This is a genomic window from Streptomyces sp. NPDC052109 (assembly GCF_040680195.1).
Classification (GTDB): Bacteria; Actinomycetota; Actinomycetes; order Streptomycetales; family Streptomycetaceae; genus Streptomyces.
In genome coordinates this window covers 355198-377476 of sequence record NZ_JBFAWF010000002.1, presented here as the reverse complement: position 1 = coordinate 377476, position 22279 = coordinate 355198, and the positions used below count along the sequence as shown (strand labels likewise).

The 22279-nt window shown below is 71.6% G+C and carries 23 protein-coding genes and 1 tRNA gene; 17 read left to right on the top strand and 7 right to left on the bottom strand.

The window, feature by feature from the left end:
- Positions 1–7: 7 nt before the first annotated feature.
- From AB0L59_RS07230 to AB0L59_RS07220, 3 genes are all read right to left on the bottom strand, one after another.
- Positions 8–1459, bottom strand: coding sequence for a glycosyltransferase family 2 protein (locus tag AB0L59_RS07230; RefSeq protein ID WP_365580339.1), 1452 nt, complete (start codon positions 1457–1459; stop codon positions 8–10).
- A gap of 247 nt (positions 1460–1706) precedes the next feature.
- Complete coding sequence (locus tag AB0L59_RS07225) at positions 1707–3101, bottom strand: glycosyl hydrolase (protein ID WP_365580337.1); 1395 nt, start codon at positions 3099–3101, stop codon at positions 1707–1709.
- A 21-nt stretch (positions 3102–3122) separates the two neighbouring features.
- A complete protein-coding gene (locus AB0L59_RS07220) occupies positions 3123–4001 on the bottom strand; it encodes a hypothetical protein (protein ID WP_365580334.1) in 879 nt (292 codons plus the stop codon).
- 298 nt (positions 4002–4299) lie between these two features.
- On the opposite strand from AB0L59_RS07220, the gene rplM reads away from it, so the two are divergent.
- The 4 genes from rplM to AB0L59_RS07200 all read left to right on the top strand — a co-directional run bounded on the left by rplM (position 4300) and on the right by AB0L59_RS07200 (position 7364).
- On the top strand, positions 4300–4743 hold the full coding sequence (gene rplM / locus AB0L59_RS07215) for a 50S ribosomal protein L13 (protein ID WP_365580332.1): 444 nt from the start codon (positions 4300–4302) through the stop codon (positions 4741–4743).
- Between the two features lie 42 nt (positions 4744–4785).
- Positions 4786–5298: a 30S ribosomal protein S9 gene (gene rpsI / locus AB0L59_RS07210; RefSeq protein ID WP_014674396.1), complete on the top strand. Its 513-nt coding sequence runs from the start codon at positions 4786–4788 to the stop codon at positions 5296–5298.
- A gap of 138 nt (positions 5299–5436) precedes the next feature.
- Positions 5437–6795: a phosphoglucosamine mutase gene (glmM, locus tag AB0L59_RS07205; protein ID WP_365580328.1), complete on the top strand. Its 1359-nt coding sequence runs from the start codon at positions 5437–5439 to the stop codon at positions 6793–6795.
- A 95-nt stretch (positions 6796–6890) separates the two neighbouring features.
- Positions 6891–7364, top strand: coding sequence for a hypothetical protein (locus AB0L59_RS07200; RefSeq protein ID WP_365580325.1), 474 nt, complete (start codon positions 6891–6893; stop codon positions 7362–7364).
- 5 nt (positions 7365–7369) lie between these two features.
- Here the strand turns inward: AB0L59_RS07200 and coaA are convergent, their stop codons facing one another.
- A complete protein-coding gene (gene coaA, locus AB0L59_RS07195; protein WP_365580323.1) occupies positions 7370–8359 on the bottom strand; it encodes a type I pantothenate kinase in 990 nt (329 codons plus the stop codon).
- Between the two features lie 155 nt (positions 8360–8514).
- On the opposite strand from coaA, the gene glmS reads away from it, so the two are divergent.
- The gene (gene glmS / locus AB0L59_RS07190; RefSeq protein ID WP_365580320.1) at positions 8515–10362 is read left to right on the top strand and encodes a glutamine--fructose-6-phosphate transaminase (isomerizing); all 1848 of its coding nucleotides are present in this window, start codon (positions 8515–8517) and stop codon (positions 10360–10362) included.
- Positions 10363–10390: 28 nt separating this feature from the next.
- Here the strand turns inward: glmS and AB0L59_RS07185 are convergent, their stop codons facing one another.
- Complete coding sequence (locus AB0L59_RS07185) at positions 10391–11170, bottom strand: SDR family oxidoreductase (protein WP_365580317.1); 780 nt, start codon at positions 11168–11170, stop codon at positions 10391–10393.
- Positions 11171–11323: 153 nt separating this feature from the next.
- Between AB0L59_RS07185 and AB0L59_RS07180 the strand changes: the two genes are divergently transcribed.
- From AB0L59_RS07180 to AB0L59_RS07150, 7 genes are all read left to right on the top strand, one after another.
- Entirely contained in the window at positions 11324–11695 is a 372-nt protein-coding gene (locus AB0L59_RS07180) for a holo-ACP synthase (protein WP_365580314.1), read from the top strand.
- Positions 11696–11748: 53 nt separating this feature from the next.
- Positions 11749–13179 carry an NAD(P)H-hydrate dehydratase gene (locus tag AB0L59_RS07175; RefSeq protein ID WP_365580311.1) on the top strand — a complete coding sequence of 477 codons (1431 nt, stop codon included), beginning with the start codon at positions 11749–11751 and terminating at the stop codon, positions 13177–13179.
- Positions 13180–13612: 433 nt separating this feature from the next.
- Positions 13613–14539, top strand: a complete 927-nt coding sequence (locus tag AB0L59_RS07170) for a L,D-transpeptidase family protein (RefSeq protein ID WP_365580308.1) — start codon at positions 13613–13615, stop codon at positions 14537–14539.
- Between the two features lie 46 nt (positions 14540–14585).
- Positions 14586–15755 (top strand): alanine racemase, encoded by a 1170-nt coding sequence (alr, locus tag AB0L59_RS07165; protein ID WP_365580305.1) that lies wholly within the window; start codon positions 14586–14588, stop codon positions 15753–15755.
- 124 nt (positions 15756–15879) lie between these two features.
- Positions 15880–17136, top strand: coding sequence for an alpha/beta hydrolase (locus AB0L59_RS07160; protein WP_365580302.1), 1257 nt, complete (start codon positions 15880–15882; stop codon positions 17134–17136).
- A complete protein-coding gene (gene tsaE / locus AB0L59_RS07155) occupies positions 17102–17614 on the top strand; it encodes a tRNA (adenosine(37)-N6)-threonylcarbamoyltransferase complex ATPase subunit type 1 TsaE (protein ID WP_365580300.1) in 513 nt (170 codons plus the stop codon). The genes AB0L59_RS07160 and tsaE overlap by 35 nt, the downstream gene beginning before the upstream one ends.
- A gap of 125 nt (positions 17615–17739) precedes the next feature.
- Entirely contained in the window at positions 17740–17949 is a 210-nt protein-coding gene (locus AB0L59_RS07150; protein WP_365580297.1) for a hypothetical protein, read from the top strand.
- On the opposite strand, the gene AB0L59_RS07145 is transcribed toward AB0L59_RS07150, so the two are convergent.
- Positions 17946–18503 carry a hypothetical protein gene (locus AB0L59_RS07145; RefSeq protein ID WP_365580294.1) on the bottom strand — a complete coding sequence of 186 codons (558 nt, stop codon included), beginning with the start codon at positions 18501–18503 and terminating at the stop codon, positions 17946–17948. The genes AB0L59_RS07150 and AB0L59_RS07145 overlap by 4 nt on opposite strands.
- Positions 18504–18616: 113 nt before the next feature.
- Between AB0L59_RS07145 and tsaB the strand changes: the two genes are divergently transcribed.
- From tsaB to AB0L59_RS07120, 5 genes are all read left to right on the top strand, one after another.
- The gene (tsaB, locus tag AB0L59_RS07140) at positions 18617–19273 is read left to right on the top strand and encodes a tRNA (adenosine(37)-N6)-threonylcarbamoyltransferase complex dimerization subunit type 1 TsaB (RefSeq protein ID WP_365580292.1); all 657 of its coding nucleotides are present in this window, start codon (positions 18617–18619) and stop codon (positions 19271–19273) included.
- A 17-nt stretch (positions 19274–19290) separates the two neighbouring features.
- The gene (gene rimI / locus AB0L59_RS07135; RefSeq protein ID WP_365580957.1) at positions 19291–19776 is read left to right on the top strand and encodes a ribosomal protein S18-alanine N-acetyltransferase; all 486 of its coding nucleotides are present in this window, start codon (positions 19291–19293) and stop codon (positions 19774–19776) included.
- Positions 19769–20857 carry a tRNA (adenosine(37)-N6)-threonylcarbamoyltransferase complex transferase subunit TsaD gene (tsaD, locus tag AB0L59_RS07130; protein ID WP_365580289.1) on the top strand — a complete coding sequence of 363 codons (1089 nt, stop codon included), beginning with the start codon at positions 19769–19771 and terminating at the stop codon, positions 20855–20857. The genes rimI and tsaD overlap by 8 nt, the downstream gene beginning before the upstream one ends.
- The gene (locus AB0L59_RS07125; RefSeq protein WP_365580287.1) at positions 20854–21117 is read left to right on the top strand and encodes a hypothetical protein; all 264 of its coding nucleotides are present in this window, start codon (positions 20854–20856) and stop codon (positions 21115–21117) included. Before tsaD ends, AB0L59_RS07125 begins: the two co-directional genes overlap by 4 nt.
- An 81-nt stretch (positions 21118–21198) precedes the next feature.
- Positions 21199–21271, top strand: a tRNA-Arg gene (locus AB0L59_RS07120).
- A gap of 40 nt (positions 21272–21311) precedes the next feature.
- On the opposite strand, the gene AB0L59_RS07115 is transcribed toward AB0L59_RS07120, so the two are convergent.
- On the bottom strand, positions 21312–22178 hold the full coding sequence (locus tag AB0L59_RS07115; protein WP_365580285.1) for a hypothetical protein: 867 nt from the start codon (positions 22176–22178) through the stop codon (positions 21312–21314).
- Positions 22179–22279: the final 101 nt, after the last annotated feature.

Genomic DNA, 22279 nt, shown 5'->3' with positions numbered 1-22279 from the left:
TTCCGGGTCAGGCGGGCTTGGCGATGACGACGAACTTGTTCTCCTCGCGGCGGATGAACTTCCACAGGCCCTTGATGCCGCCGAGCCCCTCGATGAGGGAGAAGTAGGGCAGCATCACGAGGACCACGAGTGGCTCCCACCACTTGCGTCTGCCGTTCACCGAGGCGATGGCGTTGAGCCGCAGCCCTTCCCAGTACGCCCAGATCACATAGGCGAAGCTGATCGACCAGAGGATGACCACGGACTGGGTCACGGGCGAGGTGTTCATGTCGCCGATGAACCAGGCCACGAACAGGATCGTGCCGACGTGCTGCAGCGGGCCGAGGATCCAGCTCGTCACGCAGATGGTCAGGAACCAGCGGTAGCGCAACGGCACCTGGCGGTTGAAGCAGAGGGCGACCAGCCCCCATGCCCAGCGCTCGCGCTGCTTGACGAAGTCCTTGGCGTTGGCGGGCGAGGCGCCGTAGCACCGGCCGTTGAACCAGTCGCTGCGGCCCGGGTAGAGGCGGCAGAAGGTCAGCGCCAGCCGGGCGTCCTCGACGATCTCCTTGGGACCGAAGTCCCAGCCGATCTCGGCCTCGATCGAGGCGCGGATGACGAGCAGCTCGCCGTGCACGCCGGCGGCCGGGGTGCCGAGGCCGGTGAAGGCGCGGAACCGGGCGATGTCGTCGGCGGGGCGGATGGCGTCCGCGAACCAGGTGACCATGCTCACCGCGTTCTCGCGCGGGTAGGTCAGGATGCCCTGCGCCATGTGCTTGACCTCTTCCGGGGTCGCACGGCGCTGGCGGTTGATGAACTGGGCGAGGGAAGCCGAGGTGTCGGGGCCGACGCCGGTGTCGTCGTCCATGTGCAGCACCCAGACGTTCTCCAGGGCCTCGCCCTCCTCGATGCGCAGCTCATGGGCGTAGTTGTTGGCGCGGGCCTTGAAGCGGGTGCCGTTCTTGGTCTGGTAGGCCTTCGGAACCGTGACCACGCGGATCAGGGGGCTGGTCGCGGCCAGCTCGTCGATGCGCTCGGCGGCTTCGCAGCCCTCCTCGGTGAGGACGTCCACGCGCATGTACGGGAACCACTCCGGCAGGTGCTCCACGTACGAGAGGACGGAGCGCTCCAGGGCCGGGTAGGTGTCGTGGCGCCCGATGGTCGGCACCAGCACGATCAGGGAGTCCTGCTCGACCGGGGCCGGCGGGGTCATCAGATGTGCCCTGCGCAGCCGGCGCCGGATGAGGACGAAGCCCTGGATCGACACCAGCACACCCGGCACCGGAAGGGCCCAGCAGATGGTGATCAGCCAGGCCAGCGGTGAGTGGCTGGGCGTGTACGACCACAGGCTGAAGAGGGTCAGAAGGACCAGCGGGATCAGGAACGGCAGAATGCCCGGTTTCCACGCGGCGGTGCGTTTCGCCAGCTTGGTGCTGTGCCGCGAATGCGGCATCCCCCCGTCGACCAGTGTCGATGCCATGACGACTGCGGAACTCCCCGTGAGATCGGTTGGCGCGTCGAGGCGGCGGCAGATCTCGACCGCGGCGCGAAAGCGCGTCACGGCACACTTACTCAGGGTTTCCTGCCCCCCGACGCCTTCTTCGGCGTCTCGGCCACTCGCCGCTCAGATGCCCCCCCAGGCGCCCAAACCACTGGCCGAACAGATGGCTGATCCTTACATGTATGTGCGAGGTAAGGGAACACCATGGAGATGGTGTGTTCAAAACTTAACCAAGTGGCGGCTGGTGGCCATGTGCCGTCTTGAGGAGTGACCGCCACTCTTCGGCGGTGATCACCTGCGGCGAGGTGTACGTCCGTTTCACGTCGGCCGCGGTGTTCTTGTGCCGCGGCTCGCTGACGTTGTCGTACGTCAGCGCCTGCCCCCACACCGTCCAGAGCACCCACGGTGTGCGGGACAGGGTGTCGGGCTGGTGCGCGTTGAGGGGCACGTGGAAGGACTCGGCGACGATCCGGGGCCGGGCGTACCGCTCCAGACCGCGATACCAGACCTCGGTCCAGGCGCCGCTCCCGTACGGCCGCTCCGGGCTTCCGCTGTAGTCGTCGACGCCCACGACGTCCACGTACGCGCCGCCCGGGTAGTAGCGGCCGGGCGGTGTGCCGTAGGGGCCGTTCCAGGAGTTCGGGGCCCAGACGAAGACCAGGTTGTGCAGGCCGCGCCGGTGCACCAGGAAGTCGTGGGTGAGCCGCCACAGCTTGCGGTACGCCGCCGGGTCCTGTCCCGCCCACCAGAAACCGTGGCCGGGTGCGGTGTTCATCTCGTGGTACGGCCGCAGCAGCACCGGTACACCCCGGGCGGCCAGGTAGCCGAGGTGGTCGGCCAGGTAGGCGAGGTCGTGCAGCAGGGCCCCGTGCTCGTCCGTGCCCTCGGTGACCACCCGGCCGAACCAGCCGGGATCCCCCGCGCCGGGCGAGTTGCCGTGCAGGGTCTGCGCGAAGCCCTTGACCGGACTGCCGGGATAGGGCTGGTGGAAGGAGAAGCCGACCATGCCCGCCGGGGCGCCGCCGTTGTGCGGGAGGGCGACCTCCGTGCCGGAGGCGCAGTCCATGTGCGTGCCCGACGGGCGGTACGAACCGTCGGCCGCCCGGGGCAGCCCCGCCCACACGCCCACGGCGAGGTCGACGGCGTCCTCCGCGTAGCCCCACATGCGCCGGCAGCTCGGCCAGGCGTGCGAGTAGGACCGCGCCTCACCCACCGCCCAGCCCGGCTGCCCGTACCCCGGCCCCAGGTCGAGTTCCACGAAGCCGGGCAGGCGGCCGGTGATGTCCTGGACCTTGCGGTAGTAGTAGCCCGGCTGCTTGGTGCCCCGGTAGTCGCCGTACTCCGCGTTGTACCGCTCGTTGTGCAGTTCCACGTGCTGCCCGAGCACGGTCCGGCCCGGCCGGCCCCGGCGCGCGTCGTTCTCCAGTCCGGCCAGCAACGCGTACACCCGGCGCGCGGCGGGGGTGGCCCGCGGGTCACGGTGGCCCAGGTCGGTCGGCACCGGTACGGGCGCCCGCCCGTCGTCTCCGGAACCGTCGTTCCAGGCCCACACCGCCAGGGGGGCGGCCAGCGCCGCTCCGGCCGCGGCCCCCAGCAGCCCGAGCCGCCCTCGCATACGCATGGCGCTCCGCGGGTGCCGCGGTTACCGGTTCGCCGCGGCGGACGCCTGGGCCTGACCGCGGCGGTAGATCTGGTTGAAGACGAACTGCTGCAGATCGTTGCCGGCGGTGAAGACCTTCGTGTCCTTGTTGGTGACGTTCTTGCCGCTCAGGAAGCCGCCGGTGGTGAAGTAGGTGTAGCGGCCGACGGCGTTCGTCGTCGTCAGGCAGACCGCGGCGTCGCAGAAGTTCTTGACGCCCTTGCCGGGCAGGGAGCGCACCATGGCGCTCTTCTTGGCCTGCTGCCTGACCTTCGTGGCGTGCGCCTGGTCGTCGAAGACGGCGACGCCGACGGTGATCGCGATGCCGCCGTTGCTGTAGGTCGCGCGGATCAGGCGGGTGCAGCCGCCCGAACCGAGGATCTTCGGCAGATTGCCGCTGGCGGCGGACGCGCACTTGGTCGTGTCGGCCGTGGCGCCCTTCTTGTACACCGTGTCGCCCATGGTCAGCTGGGTCCCCGGGAAGAGGGTGTCGGCGCTGAGCGGGGCGGTGTCCTTCTTGGCGCTGGCTATGAAGTCCCTCGGGTCCAGTGGCGGCGGGGCGCTGGTGGGCGCGAAGGACGGCGTGGCCGAGCCGCTGGGCACCGAGGCGCCGGCGGGGAGGTTGGTGGGCGTGCCGTGAGCGTCGTTGCCGCTGTTCGCGGAGACCACCGCCATGGCGACCGCGGTGCCTATCGCCACCGTGGCGAGCGCCCCGCCGGCTATGAACAGCAGCTTGCGGCGCTTGTTGCGGGACTCCGAGGCCTCGGCGAGCGCGGCCCAGTCCGGGGCACCGTCGTCACCGCCGCCGTTCCAGGGCTGTTGCTGGGAATGCGGTTTCCAGGGATCCCACTGAGACTGGGGTCCCCCCTGCCCGTAACTCATGGGGCGCATCTTAGACGGGGGCCGGAGGGTGCCGGAGTGCGTCGGGCGGCATGCCACGTTTGTCCGACGACATAAGCGGGAAGCGCCTCGTTTTGACCCTGCCGGGGCCCTGCAGGTAACCTGCTTCTTCGTTGTGTATTGGCTTGCTCATTCTCACGGGACGGGCCCTTACACCGGTCCACCGGGCCGATGACCAGCGACCAGCACGCGGTTTGCGTCACCGCGGTGCCGTCAAGGCTGTCGTGATCGTTTCGGTGACCTGTTCAGGACCATTCACTCGAAGCGAAGGCTACGAACCGTGCGTACGTACAGCCCCAAGCCCGGCGATGTGACGCGCCAGTGGCACGTCATCGACGCTCAGGACGTTGTCCTGGGCCGTCTCGCCACCACCGCAGCGACCCTTCTCCGGGGCAAGCACAAGCCGATCTACGCGCCGCACGTCGACGCTGGTGACTTCGTCATCATCATCAACGCCGACAAGGTGCACCTGTCCGGCAACAAGCGGACCCAGAAGATGGCGTACCGCCACTCCGGCTACCCGGGTGGTCTGCGCTCCGTCCGCTACGACGAGCTGCTCGACAAGAACCCCGAGAAGGCCGTCGAGAAGGCCGTCAAGGGCATGCTCCCCAAGAACACCCTGGGCCGTCAGATGCTCTCCAAGCTGAAGGTCTACTCGGGCGACCAGCACCCGCACGCTGCCCAGCAGCCGGTGCCGTTCGAGATCACCCAGGTCGCGCAGTAAGTCCGGCCACCCCCTAAGACTGAAGAGAATCTGAGGAGAATCGTGGCCGAGACCACTGCCGAGCAGCCGCTCGAAGAGCTTGACATCGACAGCTACACCACCGAGTCCGAGGTTCCGGTGGAGGGTGAGTACACCTCCGAGTCCCTCGCCTCGCGCTTCGGTGAGCCCCAGCCGGCCGCCGGCCTGGGCCGCCGCAAGAACGCCATCGCCCGCGTCCGGATCGTTCCGGGCACCGGCAAGTGGAAGATCAACGGTCGCACCCTCGAGGACTACTTCCCGAACAAGGTGCACCAGCAGGAAGTCAACGAGCCCTTCAAGGTGCTCGAGCTCGACGGCCGTTACGACGTCATCGCCCGCATCGCGGGTGGCGGTGTCTCCGGTCAGGCCGGTGCCCTCCGTCTCGGTGTCGCCCGTGCCCTGAACGAGGCCGACGTCGACAACAACCGCGGCCCGCTGAAGAAGGCCGGCTTCCTGCGCCGCGACGACCGCGCGGTCGAGCGGAAGAAGGCCGGTCTGAAGAAGGCCCGCAAGGCTCCGCAGTACAGCAAGCGCTAAGGGTCGCCTGCTCGTACTCCGAACGCCCCGGCGGCACGCCACCTGTGCCGTCGGGGCGTTCGTTTATCTCAGCCGAGGGCGTATAACGACACAAGACGCTCGGGTGCTCAAAGGCTTGTGTGATCGGATGGAGGACAAGTGGGACGACTCTTCGGCACGGACGGCGTGCGCGGTGTCGCCAACGCGGACCTGACGGCCGAGATGGCGCTCGGCCTGTCCGTCGCGGCGGCCCACGTGCTGGCCGAGGCGGGCACGTTCGAGGGCCACAAGCCGAAGGCGGTGGTCGGACGGGACCCGCGGGCGTCCGGGGAGTTCCTGGAGGCGGCGGTGGTCGCGGGCCTGGCCAGTGCGGGCGTGGACGTGCTGCGCGTCGGTGTGCTGCCGACCCCGGCGGTGGCGTACCTCACCGGTGCGCTCGGCGCCGACCTGGGCGTGATGCTCTCCGCCAGCCACAACGCCATGCCGGACAACGGCGTCAAGTTCTTCGCCCGGGGCGGCCACAAGCTCGCCGACGAGCTGGAGGACAGGATCGAGGCCGTGTACGAGTCCCACCGGCACGGTGAGCCCTGGGAGCGCCCGACGGGCGCCGGGGTGGGCCGGGTGCGCTCGTACGACGAGGGCTCCGAGCAGTACGTCGGTCATCTGCTGTCCGTCCTGCCCAACCGGCTCGACGGTCTGAGGATCGTCCTGGACGAAGCGCACGGCGCGGCCTCGGGGGCCTCGCCGGAGGCGTTCGCCCGGGCGGGCGCCGAGGTCGTCACCATCGGTGCGGAGCCGGACGGGCTCAACATCAACGACGGGTGCGGCTCGACCCATCTCGAGAAGCTGAAGGCCGCGGTCGTCGAGCACCGCGCGGACCTGGGCATCGCGCACGACGGCGACGCCGACCGGTGCCTGGCCGTGGACCACACCGGCGAGGAGGTCGACGGCGACCAGATCCTGTCGGTGCTCGCGCTGGCCATGCGGGAGCGCTCCGCGCTGCGCTCCGACACGGTCGTCGCCACGGTGATGTCCAACCTCGGCTTCAAGCTGGCGATGGAGAGGGCCGGGATCCGGCTCGTGCAGACGGCCGTCGGCGACCGGTATGTGCTCGAGGAGATGAAGGAGCACGACTACGCCCTGGGCGGTGAGCAGTCCGGGCACGTGATCATCCTCGATCACGCGACGACCGGTGACGGCACGCTGACCGGCCTGCTGCTGGCCGCTCGCGTCGCGGAGACCGGGCGGTCGCTGCGGGAGCTGGCGTCGGTGATGGAGCGGCTGCCGCAGGTGCTGATCAATGTGCCCGACGTGGACAAGTCGCGGGTGGGGACGTCCGCCGACCTGGCTGCCGCCGTTGCCGACGCCGAGCATGAACTCGGCGAGACCGGGCGGGTGTTGCTGCGGCCGTCCGGGACCGAGCCGTTGGTACGGGTGATGGTCGAGGCGGCGGACATCGACCAGGCGCGGTCGGTGGCCGGGCGGCTGGCCGACGCGGTGAAGTCGGCCCTGGGATGATCCCCAAGGCGTAGCGAAAAGTGCGTTCCTCACCGGCTGTTTCTCTGGCCTCGAGGCCGCGTCGCGCGGCTCCCCCTCGATGGAGGAGCAACTCCATGACGATCGTGCTCAGCACACTGAAGCGAGCGGCCGGCCCGGTTCTCGTGGCGGGTCTCGTCGTCGCCTCGTCCGCCGGCCCGGCCGCCGCCGCCCGGACGCCGGGCTCCACGGCGTACCGCATCTTCGGCGGCTTCGCCGGGCTCCAGGCGCGCAGCGGCGTGCAGAACCACGTCACGACCTCCGTGTCCAACAACCACCCATCCTCCGGACACCGCGGGCGTCGCCGTCGGCCCGGGCTGTACCCGGGTGTCCGCCAACAGTGCCGACTGCGGCCTCCTCGCCACCGTCACCAGCCCGGCGTCCAACTGGGTGACATGCACGACACCGCTGTGGCCAGCGTCCCGGTCAACAGCGTCGTCGACGCCGGCACCGGCATCGACTCCGTGACCACCAGCGGCGGCAACGGCACGGTGTTCGCAGTCCCCGGCGACAGCATCGCCGGGGACTGCGAGGTGAAGCACCTGTCCTAGACGGCCTACAGCTTGCGCAGCCGCAGGCGCTGGACCTTGTGGTCCGGTCCCTTGCGGACGACCAGCGTGGCGCGGCCGCGGGTGGGGGCGATGTTCTCGACCAGGTTGGGCTTGTTGATCGTCCGCCACAGGGTGCGGGCGTAGTCGAGGGCCTCCTCCTCGGAGACCTGGGTGTACTTGCGGAAGTACGAGTCCGGGTTCTGGAAGGCGGTCTGGCGCAGCTTCTTGAAGCGGTTGAGGTACCAGCGCTCGATGTCCTCGGCGCTCGCGTCGACGTACACGCTGAAGTCGAAGTAGTCGGCGAGACCGACCCGGGTGCGGCCGTCCTTGCCGGGCAGGGCGGGCTGCAGCACGTTCAGGCCCTCGACGATCAGGATGTCGGGGCGGCGGACCGTGAGCCTCCGGTCGCGCACGATGTCGTAGATGAGGTGGGAGTAGACGGGGGCGGTGACCTCGTCCTTCCCCGCCTTGATGTCGGCGACGAAGCGGGTCAGGGCCCGGCGGTCGTAGGACTCGGGGAATCCTTTCCGCGACATCAGGCCGCGGGCCTCCAGTTCCTTGGTGGGCAGCAGGAACCCGTCCGTCGTGACCAGCTCCACCCGCGGGTGCTCCGGCCAGCGGGAGAGCAGGGCCTGGAGGAGACGGGCGACCGTGGACTTGCCCACGGCGACCGAGCCGGCGACGCCTATGACGAACGGGGTGCCGGACTGGGAGCCCTGCTCGCCGAGGAAGGTGTTCAGCGCGCCTCTGAGTCCGTCCGTGGCGCCGACGTAGAGGTTGAGGAGCCGGGAGAGCGGGAGGTAGATGTCCCGCACCTCGTCCAGGTCGATCACATCGCCCAGACCGCGCAGCTTCTCCACCTCCTCGGCGGTGAGCGGCAGCGGCGTCTTGTCGCGCAGCGCGCTCCACTCGGCGCGGGTGAGGTCGACGTAGGGAGTCGCCTCCGGCCTGTGCCGGTGGGCGCTCCGGGGCATCGAGGAGACCGGTGAGATCACAGTCCATTGTTAACGGAGTTTGAACAGGGCGGCGGGTGGGGTCCGTCACGCGGGACCGGTTCCCGGCGGGTCGGCGTTCGTATGGTGGTGGGAATTTCCGAATCCGGGCACGCGCAAGCGGTTTCCGCCGCCGGGTGGCCCGTAGGCTGCGGCTCATGTGCGGAATCGTGGGATACGTAGGGTCACAGTCGGCGCTCGATGTCGTGATGGCCGGGCTGAAGCGGCTGGAGTACCGGGGTTACGACTCGGCGGGTGTCGCCGTGCCGGCCGACGGCGGGCTGGCCGCGGCGAAGAAGGCCGGGAAGCTGGTCAACCTGGAGAAGGAGCTGGTCGAACGGCCGCTGCCGACGGGTTCGACGGGCATCGGCCACACCCGCTGGGCCACGCACGGCGGGCCGACCGACGCCAATGCCCATCCGCATCTCGACAACGCGGGGCGCGTGGCCGTCGTCCACAACGGCATCATCGAGAACTTCGCGGTCCTGCGGGCCGAGTTGGCCGAGCGCGGCCACGAACTCAATTCCGAGACGGACACCGAGGTCGTCGCCCATCTCCTCGCCGAGGAGTTCTCGGCGACGGCCGATCTGGCGGAGGCCATGCGGCTCGTGTGCCGGCGGCTGGAGGGGGCGTTCACGCTGGTCGCGGTGCACGCCGACGCGCCCGACGTGGTCGTGGGCGCGCGGCGGAACTCGCCCCTGGTGGTGGGTGTCGGAGAGGGCGAGGCCTTCCTGGCCTCGGACGTCGCCGCGTTCATCGCCCACACGCGGTCGGCGATCGAGCTCGGCCAGGACCAGGTGGTGGAGCTGCGCCGCGACGGCGTGACGGTGACGGGCTTCGACGGCCGCCCGGCCGAGGTCCACAGCTACCACGTGGACTGGGACGCCTCCGCCGCGGAAAAGGGGGGGTATGACTACTTCATGCTCAAGGAGATCGCCGAGCAGCCCAAGGCGGTCGCCGACACGCTGCTCGGCCGGATCGACCCGTCCGGCTCGCTGACGCTGGACGAGGTCCGCATCACCCCATCCGAGCTGCGGGAGATCGACAAGGTCGTCATCGTCGCGTGCGGTACGGCCTTCCACGCCGGCCTGATCGCCAAGTACGCCATCGAGCACTGGACGCGCATCCCGTGCGAGGTGGAGCTGGCCAGCGAGTTCCGGTACCGCGACCCGATCCTGGACGGCCAGTCCCTGGTGATCGCCATCTCCCAGTCCGGCGAGACCATGGACACCCTGATGGCCCTGCGGCACGCCCGTGAGCAGGGCTCCAAGGTGCTGGCCGTCTGCAACACCAACGGCTCGACGATCCCGCGCGAGTCGGACGCGGTGCTCTACACGCACGCCGGCCCGGAGGTCGCCGTCGCCTCCACGAAGGCGTTCCTGACCCAGCTGGTGGCCTGCTACCTGGTCGCCCTCTACCTCGGCCAGGTGCGCGGCACCAAGTGGGGCGACGAGATCCAGGTGGTGATCAAGGACCTGTCCCGGATCTCCGTGGAGGTCGAGCGGGTCCTGGAGACGATGGAGCCGGTGCGGGCGCTGGCCCGGACGCTGGCCGCGAAGAACACGGTGCTGTTCCTGGGCCGGCACGTGGGCTACCCCGTGGCGCTGGAAGGCGCCCTGAAACTCAAGGAACTGGCCTACATGCACGCCGAGGGCTTCGCGGCGGGCGAGTTGAAGCACGGCCCGATCGCCCTGATCGAGGAGGACGTGCCGGTGGTCGTCGTCGTCCCCTCCCCGCGCGGCCGCTCGGTGCTGCACGACAAGATCGTCTCCAACATCCAGGAGATCCGGGCACGCGGGGCGCGCACGATCGTGATCGCGGAGGAGGGCGACGAGGCCGTGGTCCCGTACGCCGACCACCTGATCCGCATCCCGGCCACCCCGACCCTGCTGCAACCGCTGGTGGCGACGGTGCCGCTGCAGGTCTTCGCGTGCGAGCTGGCGACCGCCAGGGGGAACGAGGTGGACCAGCCGCGGAATCTGGCGAAGTCGGTGACGGTGGAGTAGGGCCGGGTGCGGCCGCCGAGTCGGTGGTTCAGTGGGTCGAGAAGCCGCCGTCGACGAAGATCGACTGGCCCGTGACGTAGGCGGAGGCGCGGCTCGCGAGGAACACGGCGGCGCCTTCGAAGTCCTCGGCGAGGCCGTTGCGGCCGGTCATCGTGCGGGCGGCCAGGGCGGCGACCTTCTCGGGGTCGGACGCCGGCCGCTGGTTCAGCGGTGTCATCACGAAGCCCGGCACCAGTGTGTTGACGGTGACGCCGTACGGCGACCACGCCTCCGCCTGCGAGCGGGCCAGCGACTCCAGGGCGCCCTTGGAGACGCCGTAGGCGCCGCTCTGCACGAAGGCGCGGTGGGCCTGCTGGGAGGTGACGTGGATGATCCGGCCGAAGCCCCGCTCCGCCATGCCGGGCCCGAACCGCTGCCCCAGCAGGAAGGGTGCCTCCAGGTTCACGGCCAGGGTGGTGTCCCACACGTCCTCGCCGAGCTCGCTCAGCGGCGGACGCAGGTTGATCCCGGCGGAATTGACGAGGATGTCGGGCTCGCCGAAGACACCGGCCGCCTCCTCGGCGGCCGCGCGCACACCGTCACGGGTGCTCAGATCGGCCGCTACCCGGGCGGCCCGGCAGCCGGTGGCCACCAACTCCGCGACGGTCGCGTCCAGTCGATCCTCGGTGCGAGCCATGACCACCACGCGCGCGCCGGCCCGCGCCAGTGCTCCGGCGACGGCCCGGCCGATGCCGGAACTGCCTCCGGTCACCACGGCGACACGGCCGTCCAGCGAGAACAGGTCGAAGAGATAGGCCCGGGACGTCATGGGCGGAGCGTAGACGGCACACGGCCGCCCCGGCAGCGGGATTCGGGCACCGCGGCCCGGCGCGGCTTGCCGGCTCCGCTCCAGATGGGGGGCGGGGCCGGTGCGGCGCCGTGCTGGCGGTGTGTCCGTTGCCGTACTCGTAGGGTTCTCGGCATGAGCATCATCGGAGTGGGCATCGACGTCGCCGAGATCGACCGGTTCCGCGCGTCGCTGGAGCGGACGCCGGGGCTGGCCGACCGGCTGTTCGTCGAGCGGGAGCTGCTGCTGCCCAGCGGGGAGCGGCGCGGGATCGCCTCGCTCGCGGTCCGGTTCGCCGCCAAGGAGGCGCTGGCGAAGGCGCTGGGGGCGCCGCCCGGGCTGCACTGGACCGATGCCGAGGTGTACGTCGAGGACAGTGGGCAGCCCCGGCTGCGGGTGACCGGCAGCGTGGCCGCGCGGGCCGCCGAGCTGGGTGTGCGGTCCTGGCACGTCTCGCTCAGCCATGACGCGGGCGTCGCCTCGGCCGTGGTGGTCGCCGAGGGCTAGGCCCTGAGCGCCCCGGGTGTGGGCGGTGGGGGATCCGGGGCAGACTCGGTGCCATGCGTACTGCGTACAGCGTGGAGACGGTAAGGGCGGCCGAACGGGCGCTGATGGCACGGCTGCCGGAGGGCGCGCTGATGCAGCGGGCAGCCGCGGGGCTGGCCGCTGCCTGCGCCGAGTTGCTCGGGCGGGTGTACGGCAGCCGGGTGGTACTGCTCGTCGGGAGCGGCGACAACGGCGGCGACGCGCTGTACGCCGGAGCGCGGCTCGCCCGGCGCGGCGCCGGCGTGACCGCCGTACTCCTCTCGCCCGAGCGGGCGCACGCCGGGGGGCTCGCCGCCCTGCGCAGGGCCGGGGGAGCCGTCGCCGCGGCCGAGGGCACCGACGAGCTGATCGGACGGGCCGACCTCGTCGTGGACGGGATCGTCGGGATCGGTGGCAAGGGCGGGCTGCGGCCCGGGGCCGAGGTCCTGGCCGGTGCCGCGGAGCGGTCCCGGGCCGCCGTGGTGGCCGTGGACCTGCCGAGCGGGGTCGAGGCGGACACCGGGGAGGTGCGGGGGGCGGCGGTCCGTGCCGACCTCACCGTCACCTTCGGCACCCACAAGCCCGGGCTGCTGATCGATCCGGCGCGGGAGTACGCCGGGGTGGTACGGCTCGTCGACATCGGTCTCGAACTGCCCGCCGAGGGTGAGCTGGAGTCCCTGCAACACGCCGACGTGGGACGGCTGTTGCCGGTACCGGCCGCGGAGAGCGACAAGTACCGGCGGGGGGTCGTCGGGATCGCCGCCGGGTCCGCGCGCTATCCGGGCGCGGCCGTGCTCGCCGTCTCCGGGGCGCTGCGGGGCGGGGCGGGGGCCGTGCGGTACGTCGGGCCGGCGGGGGAGGCGGTCATCGCCCGCTTCCCGGAGACACTCGTGTCCGATCGCGGGCCGGAGAAGGCGGGGCGCGTGCAGGCCTGGGTGGTCGGGCCCGGCGTCGGGGACGACGCGGCGACCGTGGCCGAGGTGCTGGAGGCGGACGTACCGGTGCTGCTCGACGCGGACGGGCTGCGGCTGGCCGCGCGGGAGGCGGTGCGCGGGCGCACGGCACCGACGCTGATGACGCCTCATGCCGGGGAGGCGGCCGCGCTGCTGGGGGTGCGGCGGGAGGAGGTCGAGGGGGCTCGGCTGGCCGCGGTGCGGGAGTTGGCGGCGGTGTACCGGGCGACGGTGTTGTTGAAGGGGTCCACGACCTTGGTCGCCGACGCGGGGGGCGGGGCGGTGCGGGTGAACGCGACGGGGACCTCTTGGCTGGCCACGGCGGGGAGCGGGGACGTGCTGTCCGGGCTCAGCGGGTCGTTGCTGGCGGCGGGGCTGTCGGCGCGGGACGCGGGGAGTGTGGCGGCGTATCTGCACGGGCTGGCGGGGCGGTTCGCGGCGGAGGGGGCGCCGGTGGGGGCGCATGACGTTGCGGCGCGGATTCCGGATGCGTGGCGGGACGTACTGGACTGAGGCGCCGGCGCCCCACATGGACGCGGGGAACCGTCCGCCCGGCCCTCCACGCACCCACAGCCCCCGACCGCGACGCGTCCCGAGTCGGTAGCCGACGTCGGCCGTCCCACGCACGCGGGGGCCCGCCCGATCGCCGTGCGCCCCGAACTCGTAGGCGACGGCGGCAGTCCCAAGCGCCTGTGCCCGCCCGATCGCCATGCGTTCCGAGTCGGTAGGCGACGGCGGCCCGTCCCACGCACGCGGGGGCCCGCCCGATCGCCGTGCGCCCCGAACTCGTAGGCGACGGCGGCCGTCCCACGCACGCGGGCCCGCCCGATCGCCACGCGCCCCGAGTCGGTAGGCGACAGGGACCCCTTCCGGGCTGGTAGGCGACACGGGTGATCCCACCGCGCGGCGCCGCCGAACCGGCGCAGGCGCGCGTTTGGCTGATCGCATGATCAGCAGACGAATCGTGTCCCGAGGTGTCGCGGTACTGCTCGCCACGGCGACGACGGCCGTCCCGGCGGCCGGGACCGCGGCCGCCGCCGTACCGGCCACCGTGCGGGCACTGACCACGAAACCCGCGCCTCCCGCCCAGGCCCCCGCTCCCGAGCTGGTCCCCGGTGTGGCGCTCGGCCCCGCTCAGCCCTGGCAGATCGACACGCCCGACCAGGCGCTCCCGCCCGAGGTGTACACCCCCAGCGCGCAGGAGGACGCCGTCGAGCCGAGGGCCGCGGCGCCGGGGACGTACGACCTCGTCGAGTACGTGCCGCTCAGCGACGCCGCCTCCAAAGTGACGTGCAGCAAGCAGACCGGGCCCTATCAGCGGCAGGTGGAGCGCTGGCTGAGGCTGAAGGTCGACGGCAGGCAGTCCGCCGGCGACTGCAAGGCCATCCGTGCCTTCCAGCTCAAGCACAAGATCAAGCCCGCCAGCGGGTTCGCCGGTCCCGTCACCTGGTCGACGATGATGCTCGTCTCGGCGAAGAGGAACCCGAACGCAGCCGGGAAGTGCCCCGTCCGCTCGTACAAGGTCGCCTGTGTCGATCTGGACCGGCAGCTCACCTGGGTGCAGAAGGGCTCCAAGGTGGTGTTCGGGCCGGTGCCCATGCGCAGCGGGCGCAAGGGGCACGTCACCCGCAAGGGCTGGCACACCATCTACTGGCGGCACAAGAACCACTGGTCGACCCTCTACAACCAGCCCATGCCGTACGCCCAGTTCTTCGACGGCGGCGAGGCCTTCCACGCCGTCTACGGCAGCATCTACACCACCGTCGGCTCCTACGGCTGCGTCAACCTGAGGCTCGGTGACGCCCGCAAGCTGTGGGACGTGCTGAAGAAGGGCGACCACGTCTACGTGTGGGGGCGCCGGCCGGGTACCTGAGACTGCGAGCGGGGCCCGTACGGCCCTCTGAGAGACTGGGGGCGCGATGAGTGAGACTTCGACTGTGCCGACCGCCCCCCTGCGCGCCCGCGCCGAGATCGATCTGGGCGCCCTGCGGGCCAACGTGCGCGCCCTGCGCGCCCGGACGCCCGGCGCTGCCCTGATGGCCGTCGTGAAGTCCGACGGCTACGGCCACGGGGCCGTGCCGTGCGCCCGCGCGGCCCTCGCGGCGGGGGCGACCTGGCTCGGCACGGCCACGCCCGAAGAGGCCCTCGCGTTGCGCGCGGCCGGACTGGACGGCCCGGTGCTGTGCTGGCTCTGGGTGCCTGGCGGCCCCTGGCGGCAGGCGATCGAGGCCGACATCGACGTGTCGTTGAGCGGCATGTGGGCGCTGCGGGAGGTCGTCGCGGCCGCCAGGGAGGCCGGGCGCACCGCGCGCGTGCAGCTCAAGGCGGACACCGGGCTCGGCCGCAACGGCTGCCAGCCCGGCCCCGACTGGGCCGAGCTGGTCGCCGAGTCCCTGCGCGCCGAGGCCGAGGGGCTGGTCAAGGTCACCGGTCTGTGGTCGCACTTCGCCTGCGCCGACGAGCCCGGGCATCCCTCCATCGCCGCCCAGCTGGACCGCTTCCGGGAGATGCTGGCGTACGCCGAGGAACAGGGCGTACGCCCCGAGGTGCGGCACATCGCCAACTCGCCCGCCACGCTCACCCTCCCCGAGACCCACTTCGACCTCGTCCGCCCCGGCATCGCCATGTACGGCGTCTCGCCCAGCCCGGAGATCGGCGCCCCGGCCGACTTCGGGCTGCGCCCGGTGATGACGCTCAGCGCCTCGCTGGCCCTGGTCAAGCACGTACCGGGCGGACACGGGGTCAGCTACGGTCACCACTACGTCACCCCCGGCGCCACCACGCTCGGCCTCGTCCCCATCGGCTACGGGGACGGCGTTCCCCGGCACGCCTCCGGCAGCGGTCCGGTGCTGGTCGACGGCAAGTGGCGCACGGTCGCCGGACGGGTCGCCATGGACCAGTTCGTGGTGGACCTCGGCGGCGACGAGCCCGCGGTGGGCACCGAGGCCGTGCTGTTCGGGCCCGGCGACCGCGGTGAGCCCACCGCCGAGGACTGGGCGCAGGCCTGCGGCACGATCGCGTACGAAATCGTCACGCGCATCGGAACGCGCGTTCCCCGCGTCTATGTGAACGAGGAAGAACTCGGGTAACCGGGGGAGTGGCCGCCTGGAATCGGGGGGCTTCTGTGTAACAGCGGTCATACCGGCGACGGCAACCGCACCGGCACCATCGGAGTGGACCACCCGGCGACACCAGGGCGAAGAGGAGCGGTACGTGAGCGAGAGCAGTGCGGAGGCCGTGGCGGACGTCGTCGCCGCGGCCGCCGCCTCCGCCGTCGGTGCGGCCGGGAGCTGGCGCAGGGCGACCGGCATCGCCGGTGCCGCGATAGGCGTGCTCGCCGCCGGCGCGGCGGCGGGCGTCGCCATCGAGCGTATGACAGTGGGCCGCGGCGTGCGCAGGAAGGCGCGGCTGGCGCTGGACTCCGCGGGCCCCTACGGCACCCTGCGCGGCACCCCGGGCATGGCGCAGGCCGACGACGGCACCGAGCTGTACTACGAGGTCGACGAGGTGGAGCCCGACCCGGGCCCGAACGTCTCCCCGCGCCGGCGCCGGCTGTTCGGCCGTAAGGCCCCCGCGCCGGTCACCGTCGTCTTCAGCCACGGCTACTGCCTCAACCAGGACTCCTGGCACTTCCAGCGCGCGGCCCTGCGCGGGGTCGTCCGGACCGTGCACTGGGACCAGCGCAGCCACGGCCGGTCCGGGCGTGGCGTCGCCCAGACCCGGGACCGGGTGGCGCTCACCATCGACCAGCTCGGCCGCGATCTGAAGGCCGTCCTCGACGCCGCCGTACCGGACGGCCCGATCGTGCTGGTCGGGCACTCGATGGGCGGCATGACCATGATGGCGCTGGCCGCCCAGTATCCCGAGCTGATACGGGAGCGGGTCGTCGCCACCGCATTCGTCGGTACGTCGTCCGGGCGGCTCGGCGAGGTCAACTTCGGGCTGCCGGTGGCCGGCGTCAACGCGGTGCGCCGGATCCTGCCCGGAGTGCTGAGGGCGCTCGGCCAGCAGGCGGAGCTGGTGGAGAAGGGGCGCCGGGCCACCGCCGAGCTGTTCGCCGGGATCATCAAGCGGTACTCGTTCGCGGGGCGGGACGTCGATCCGGCGGTCGAGCGGTTCGCGGAACGGATGATCGAGTCCACGCCGATCGACGTGGTCGCCGAGTTCTACCCGGCCTTCACCGACCACGACAAGACCGAGGCGCTCGCCTGCTTCCGGGACGTGCCGGTGCTGGTGCTGGCCGGTGTCCAGGACCTGGTCACGCCCAGCGAGCACAGCGACGCCATAGCCGGCCTGCTGCCCGACGCCGAGCTGGTCCTCGTACCGGACGCCGGGCACCTGGTGATGCTGGAACACCCGGAAGCGGTCACCGACCGCCTCGCCGACCTGCTCACCCGCGCGGGCGCGGTGCCCGCAGGGGCTACGGTTATGGGCTATGGAAGCACCAGCAGTACCGCAGGACCCCGTTGAGACCCGGCTGACGATCACCTCCCCCGACCAGATGCGGGAGCTGGGCCGCCGGCTGGCCAAGCTGCTGCGCGCGGGCGACCTGGTGATGCTCAGCGGCGAGCTCGGCGCGGGCAAGACCACGCTGACCCGTGGGCTCGGCGAGGGCCTCGGCGTGCGCGGCGCGGTCACCTCACCCACCTTCGTGATCGCCCGGGTGCACCCCTCCCTCGGCGACGGCCCGCCCCTCGTGCACGTGGACGCCTACCGGCTCGGCGGCGGCCTGGACGAGATGGAGGACCTGGACCTCGACGTCAACCTGCCCGACTCGGTGATCGTCGTGGAATGGGGCGAGGGCAAGGTCGAGGAGCTGACCGAGGACCGGCTCCAGGTCGTCATCCACCGGGCCGTCGGAGACACCACGGACGAGGTGCGGCACGTGACGCTGACCGGGCTGGGGGAGCGCTGGGCGGAGGCGGGCCTGGAGGCCCTCACGGGCTGAGCGCCGGGGTTCCGACAGGCTGTCGGCAACATATTGCACAGGACGTACGGGGCGTGGTCCTATGGTATCCAGCGCGTGGTTAGGCATGCCTAACGCTGCTTGCCGCCGTACGTCAGGAGGCGTCCATGCCCGAGCCTCGCCCCACCGGTGTGTCGATGCGCGACCTGCTGGCGTCCTGCGCGGCGGCAAAGGCGGTCTCCGCCCCGCCCCGGTCCCCGGAAGCGCGGTCCGCACAGGCGCGGGGCCGCTCCGAACTCGCGGCCCCAGCCGCGGCGGCGCGACCGGCCCGGACGAACCCGCGGACGCCGGACGGCACATCGCGGCACGTCGCCTAGCGGATCACCACGACCTTCACCCCGATCGTCGCGAACTCCCACATCGCGTTCCCGTCGGCCCGCGTCTCCCGGATCCCTCCCGTCCGCACGCCCGGATCGGCGGCGGCCGCCCGGGAAGCGACCGCCGCGCTGAATCCGATCGCCAGCCCGTCCACGCTGGTGAACCGGACCACGTGCTCGACGGGGACCCCGTCCGTGCCGGTCACCGCCGCCGAGCGGGACGTGATCCAGTACGTGCCGGGCAGCGGGTCGACGGTGCCCGGGGTGACCTGGAAGCTGCACTCCAGCCGGTTGTCGTCGCCGGCCAGCCAGACGCGGTCGTCGTCCACCGAGTACACGACCCGTTCACCCGTACCGGACCCACCCGGCAGTACGGCCGGGTTGTGCCGGTGCTGCGGGGTCCTGCCGGCGGACGCGGACGCGGAGGCGTTCGGGCCGGGCCGTCCGCCCAGGCTCGCCGGTACGTGGCCATGCGCCTGGTAGGCGAGGAAGCCGACGGCTCCGACGGCCGCCACGGTGAGGCCGGCGACGATCCCCGAGCTGAACCCTGCCACGTGCGCCCACCTCTGCTTCGCGCCATATGTCGTACTTCGTACAGACGGTAGCAGTCGGTGACCATACGACCCGGACGGCGGTGCTCGAGGCGCGGGCGCCGTAGGCTGTTCGCGTGCTCTTGCTCGCTCTGGATACCGCCACCCCCGCCGTCACCGTCGCGCTGCACGACGGAACGGACGTCGTCGCCTCGTCGAGTCAGGTGGACGCGCGCCGGCACGGAGAGCTGCTGCTGCCGGCCGTGGACCGTGTGCTCACCGAGGCCGGGCTCGCTCTGGACGCCGTCACCGGAATCGTCGTCGGCATCGGCCCCGGCCCCTACACCGGCCTGCGCGTCGGCCTGATGACCGCCGACACCTTCGGCCTCGCGCTCGGCGTGCCCGTGCACGGCGTGTGCACGCTGGACGGCCTCGCCTACGCCGCCGACATCGAGAAGGGCCCCTTCGTCGTGGCGACCGACGCCCGGCGCAAGGAGGTCTACTGGGCGACGTACGCCGACTCCCGCACCCGGCTGACCGACCCCGCCGTAAACCGGCCGGCCGACATCGCCGAGCAGGTCGCGGACCTCCCCGCGGTCGGCACGGGCGCGCTGCTCTACCCGGACACGTTCCCGAGCGCCCACGAGCCCGAGCACGTCTCCGCCGCCGCCCTCGCCTCGCTCGCCGCCGAGAAGCTGGCCGCGGGCGAGGAGCTGGCTGCCCCCCGGCCGCTGTACCTGCGCCGCCCGGACGCCCAGGTTCCCAAGAACTACAAGGTGGTCACCCCGAAGTGACCGTACGACTGCGCGAGATGCGCTGGTGGGACATCGACCCGGTCCTGGAGCTGGAGAAGGACCTGTTCCCCGAGGACACCTGGTCCCGGGGCATGTTCTGGTCCGAGCTGGCACATGCCCGGGGCGCCGAGGCGACCCGGCGCTATGTCGTGGCCGAGACCGGCGGCCGCATCGTCGGCTACGCCGGGCTGGTCGCCGCCGGCGAGCAGGGCGACGTCCAGACCATCGCCGTGGCGCGCGACCAGCAGGGCACCGGCCTCGGCGCCCGCCTGCTGGCCGAGCTGCTGCGCGCGGCGACCGCGTTCGACTGTCACGAGGTGATGCTCGAGTGCCGGGTCGACAACGTCCGCGCGCAGAAGCTCTACGAGCGCTTCGGCTTCGAGCCGATCGGCTTCCGGCGCGGTTACTACCAGCCCGGCAACGTGGACGCCCTGGTGATGCGCCTGAGCGACCCTTCCTCATCCGTACCTTCATCAGTACGAGAAACCGAGAGCAATGACTGACGAACCCCTCGTCCTCGGCATCGAGACCTCCTGCGACGAGACCGGCGTCGGCATCGTCCGCGGCACCACCCTGCTGGCGGACGCCGTCGCCTCCAGCGTCGACGAGCACGCCCGCTTCGGCGGTGTCGTACCGGAGGTGGCGTCCCGGGCGCACCTGGAGGCGATGGTCCCGACCATCGACCGCGCGCTGAAGGAGGCCGGTGTCCGCGCGAAGGACCTCGACGGCATCGCCGTGACCGCCGGTCCCGGTCTCGCCGGCGCCCTCCTCGTCGGCGTCTCGGCGGCCAAGGCGTACGCGTACGCCCTCGGCAAGCCCCTGTACGGCGTCAACCACCTCGCCTCGCACATCTGCGTCGACCAGCTGGAGCACGGGCCGCTGCCCGAGCCGACGATGGCCCTGCTGGTCTCCGGCGGCCACTCCTCCCTGCTGCTGTCCGAGGACATCACGTCCGATGTCCGCCCGATGGGCTCGACCATCGACGACGCGGCCGGCGAGGCCTTCGACAAGATCGCCCGGGTGCTGAACCTGGGCTTCCCCGGCGGCCCGGTCATCGACCGGTACGCGCGCGAGGGCGACCCGGAGGCGATCGCCTTCCCGCGCGGCCTGACCGGCCCGCGCGATCCCGCCTACGACTTCTCCTTCTCCGGGCTGAAGACGGCCGTGGCCCGGTGGATCGAGGCCAGGCGCGCGGCAGGCGAGGAGGTCCCGGTCCGTGACGTGGCCGCGTCCTTCCAGGAGGCCGTCGTCGACGTGCTGACCCGCAAGGCCGTCCGCGCCTGCAAGGACGAGGGCGTCGACCACCTGATGATCGGCGGTGGTGTCGCGGCCAACTCCCGGCTGCGCGCCCTGGCCCAGGAGCGCTGCGAGGCGGCCGGCATCCGGCTGCGCGTCCCGCGTCCCAAGCTGTGCACGGACAACGGCGCGATGGTGGCCGCGCTGGGCGCCGAGATGGTCGCCCGCAACCGGTCGGCCTCCAGCTGGGACCTGTCGGCCGACTCCTCCCTGCCGGTCACCGACCCGCACGTGCCGGGCAACCACGACCATGTGCACGAGGTCAGCAGGGGGAGCCTCTCCTCATGACCGTCGCGCTGATGTGGGAGGCCCGGGCGGCCGAGGGCCGGGGTGCGGAGCTGCTCGCCTGGGTGCGCGAACAGCGCCTCCCGGAGGAGCCGTCGCGACGCGAGGTCCTGCGGGCGCCGCAGGACCGGGTGCTGGTCATCACCTGGTGGGACGCGCCGTACGACGCCGAGCTGCCCGAACTGCCGGAGCCGGACGGCGCGTTGGTGACGCGGGCCGTGCACCGGTGGCGGTTCGAGTCGGTGGCCGACGACTGGAGTTGAGTCGCACGGCCGGACTGCGCTATGATCATCACGCAGCGAACGGCCGGAAACCGGACTTCCGAACACCGGCTCGGACGCAGTGCGTTGGTGGTCCAAGGAAAGACGTCCCGCTTCCTGCGGGGAGATGCAGGTGCAAGGCCTGCCCGGCGCTCCATGCGAAACCCCGCCCCGGTACCCCGGGGCGGGGTTTCGCGTTACCGCTGCCCGGCCCGCTGCGACTCGACCGCCTCCGCCTCGGGACCCGCGAACTCCGGGGCGGTCGCCCGCCGTTCCCGCAGGTGCGCGTACGCCATGAGACCGAACAGCACCGCGAGCAGCACCGCCGAGGAACCGGTCGTACCCAGGTCCAGTCCGCCCTTGGCGACCGGCTTGGTCAGGAAGTCGCCGGCCGTGGCTCCCAGCGGGCGGGTCAGCACGAACGCGATCCAGAAGAGCAGGACGTTCGGCACCGCCGGGACCTTCATCAGGGCGAGCAGGACCAGCAGGAGGCCGGTCACCAGGGACGCGCCGCCCAGGTAGCCCAGGCCCGAGCTGTCGGACAGGAAGTCGCCCATCGAGGTGCCGAGGGTGTTGGAGACCAGGATCGCCGACCAGAACAGGGCCTCGCCCCGGAAGGTGACGATCTCGGTGATCTGGAAGGTCATCCCGCTCAGCTTCCAGCCGAGGAAGATCAGCAGCAGGATCGAGATCAGGATCGCGGCGCCCTCCGGATAGCCGAGGCCGAGGCCCTGCGGGCCCCACCCCAGCCTGGTCGCGCCGTTCGAGAGGTACTGGGCGCTGGCGTCCCGGTTCATGAAGTCGGACATGGTGGTGCCGGCCATGGAGGTCGACAGGATCACGGTCCAGTAGAAGAACGGGTTGTAGCGCGCCGAGCGCAACTGGACCACCAGCGTCACCACGAACACCAGGAACAGGGCGATGGTGGTGAGGAAGTAGCCGAGCTTGAGCGTCTGCGCGAACAGGTCGCCCGCGGTCTCGCCCAGGGTCGTCGCCGCGATCTTCATGATCCAGAACGCGAGGGTGACCTCGGGCAGCTTCTTCATGACGGATGTCGTCGTCAAAGGTGCTCCTGCGGGGGTGGGGGGTGGTCAATGACGGCCCGACCCTGGCAGGGGCAACCTGAAGCCATCCTGAACGCCCGTGTCAGGGGTCTTGCGGAAAG

Excerpts from the sequence above, each read along its gene's own strand:
- rimI (WP_365580957.1), top strand. The coding sequence starts at position 19,291 with ATGCGCTGGTGGGACATCGACCCGGTCCTGGAGCTGGAGAAGGACCTG.
- alr (WP_365580305.1), top strand. The coding sequence starts at position 14,586 with ATGAGTGAGACTTCGACTGTGCCGACCGCCCCCCTGCGCGCCCGCGCC.
- tsaE (WP_365580300.1), top strand. The coding sequence starts at position 17,102 with ATGGAAGCACCAGCAGTACCGCAGGACCCCGTTGAGACCCGGCTGACG.
- AB0L59_RS07180 (WP_365580314.1), top strand. The coding sequence starts at position 11,324 with ATGAGCATCATCGGAGTGGGCATCGACGTCGCCGAGATCGACCGGTTC.
- AB0L59_RS07220 (WP_365580334.1), bottom strand. The coding sequence starts at position 4,001 with ATGAGTTACGGGCAGGGGGGACCCCAGTCTCAGTGGGATCCCTGGAAA.
- AB0L59_RS07125 (WP_365580287.1), top strand. The coding sequence starts at position 20,854 with ATGACCGTCGCGCTGATGTGGGAGGCCCGGGCGGCCGAGGGCCGGGGT.
- AB0L59_RS07150 (WP_365580297.1), top strand. The coding sequence starts at position 17,740 with ATGCCCGAGCCTCGCCCCACCGGTGTGTCGATGCGCGACCTGCTGGCG.
- AB0L59_RS07225 (WP_365580337.1), bottom strand. The coding sequence starts at position 3,101 with ATGCGTATGCGAGGGCGGCTCGGGCTGCTGGGGGCCGCGGCCGGAGCG.
- AB0L59_RS07170 (WP_365580308.1), top strand. The coding sequence starts at position 13,613 with ATGATCAGCAGACGAATCGTGTCCCGAGGTGTCGCGGTACTGCTCGCC.
- AB0L59_RS07200 (WP_365580325.1), top strand. The coding sequence starts at position 6,891 with ATGACGATCGTGCTCAGCACACTGAAGCGAGCGGCCGGCCCGGTTCTC.
- AB0L59_RS07185 (WP_365580317.1), bottom strand. The coding sequence starts at position 11,170 with ATGACGTCCCGGGCCTATCTCTTCGACCTGTTCTCGCTGGACGGCCGT.
- AB0L59_RS07175 (WP_365580311.1), top strand. The coding sequence starts at position 11,749 with ATGCGTACTGCGTACAGCGTGGAGACGGTAAGGGCGGCCGAACGGGCG.
- AB0L59_RS07230 (WP_365580339.1), bottom strand. The coding sequence starts at position 1,459 with ATGGCATCGACACTGGTCGACGGGGGGATGCCGCATTCGCGGCACAGC.
- tsaD (WP_365580289.1), top strand. The coding sequence starts at position 19,769 with ATGACTGACGAACCCCTCGTCCTCGGCATCGAGACCTCCTGCGACGAG.
- glmS (WP_365580320.1), top strand. The coding sequence starts at position 8,515 with ATGTGCGGAATCGTGGGATACGTAGGGTCACAGTCGGCGCTCGATGTC.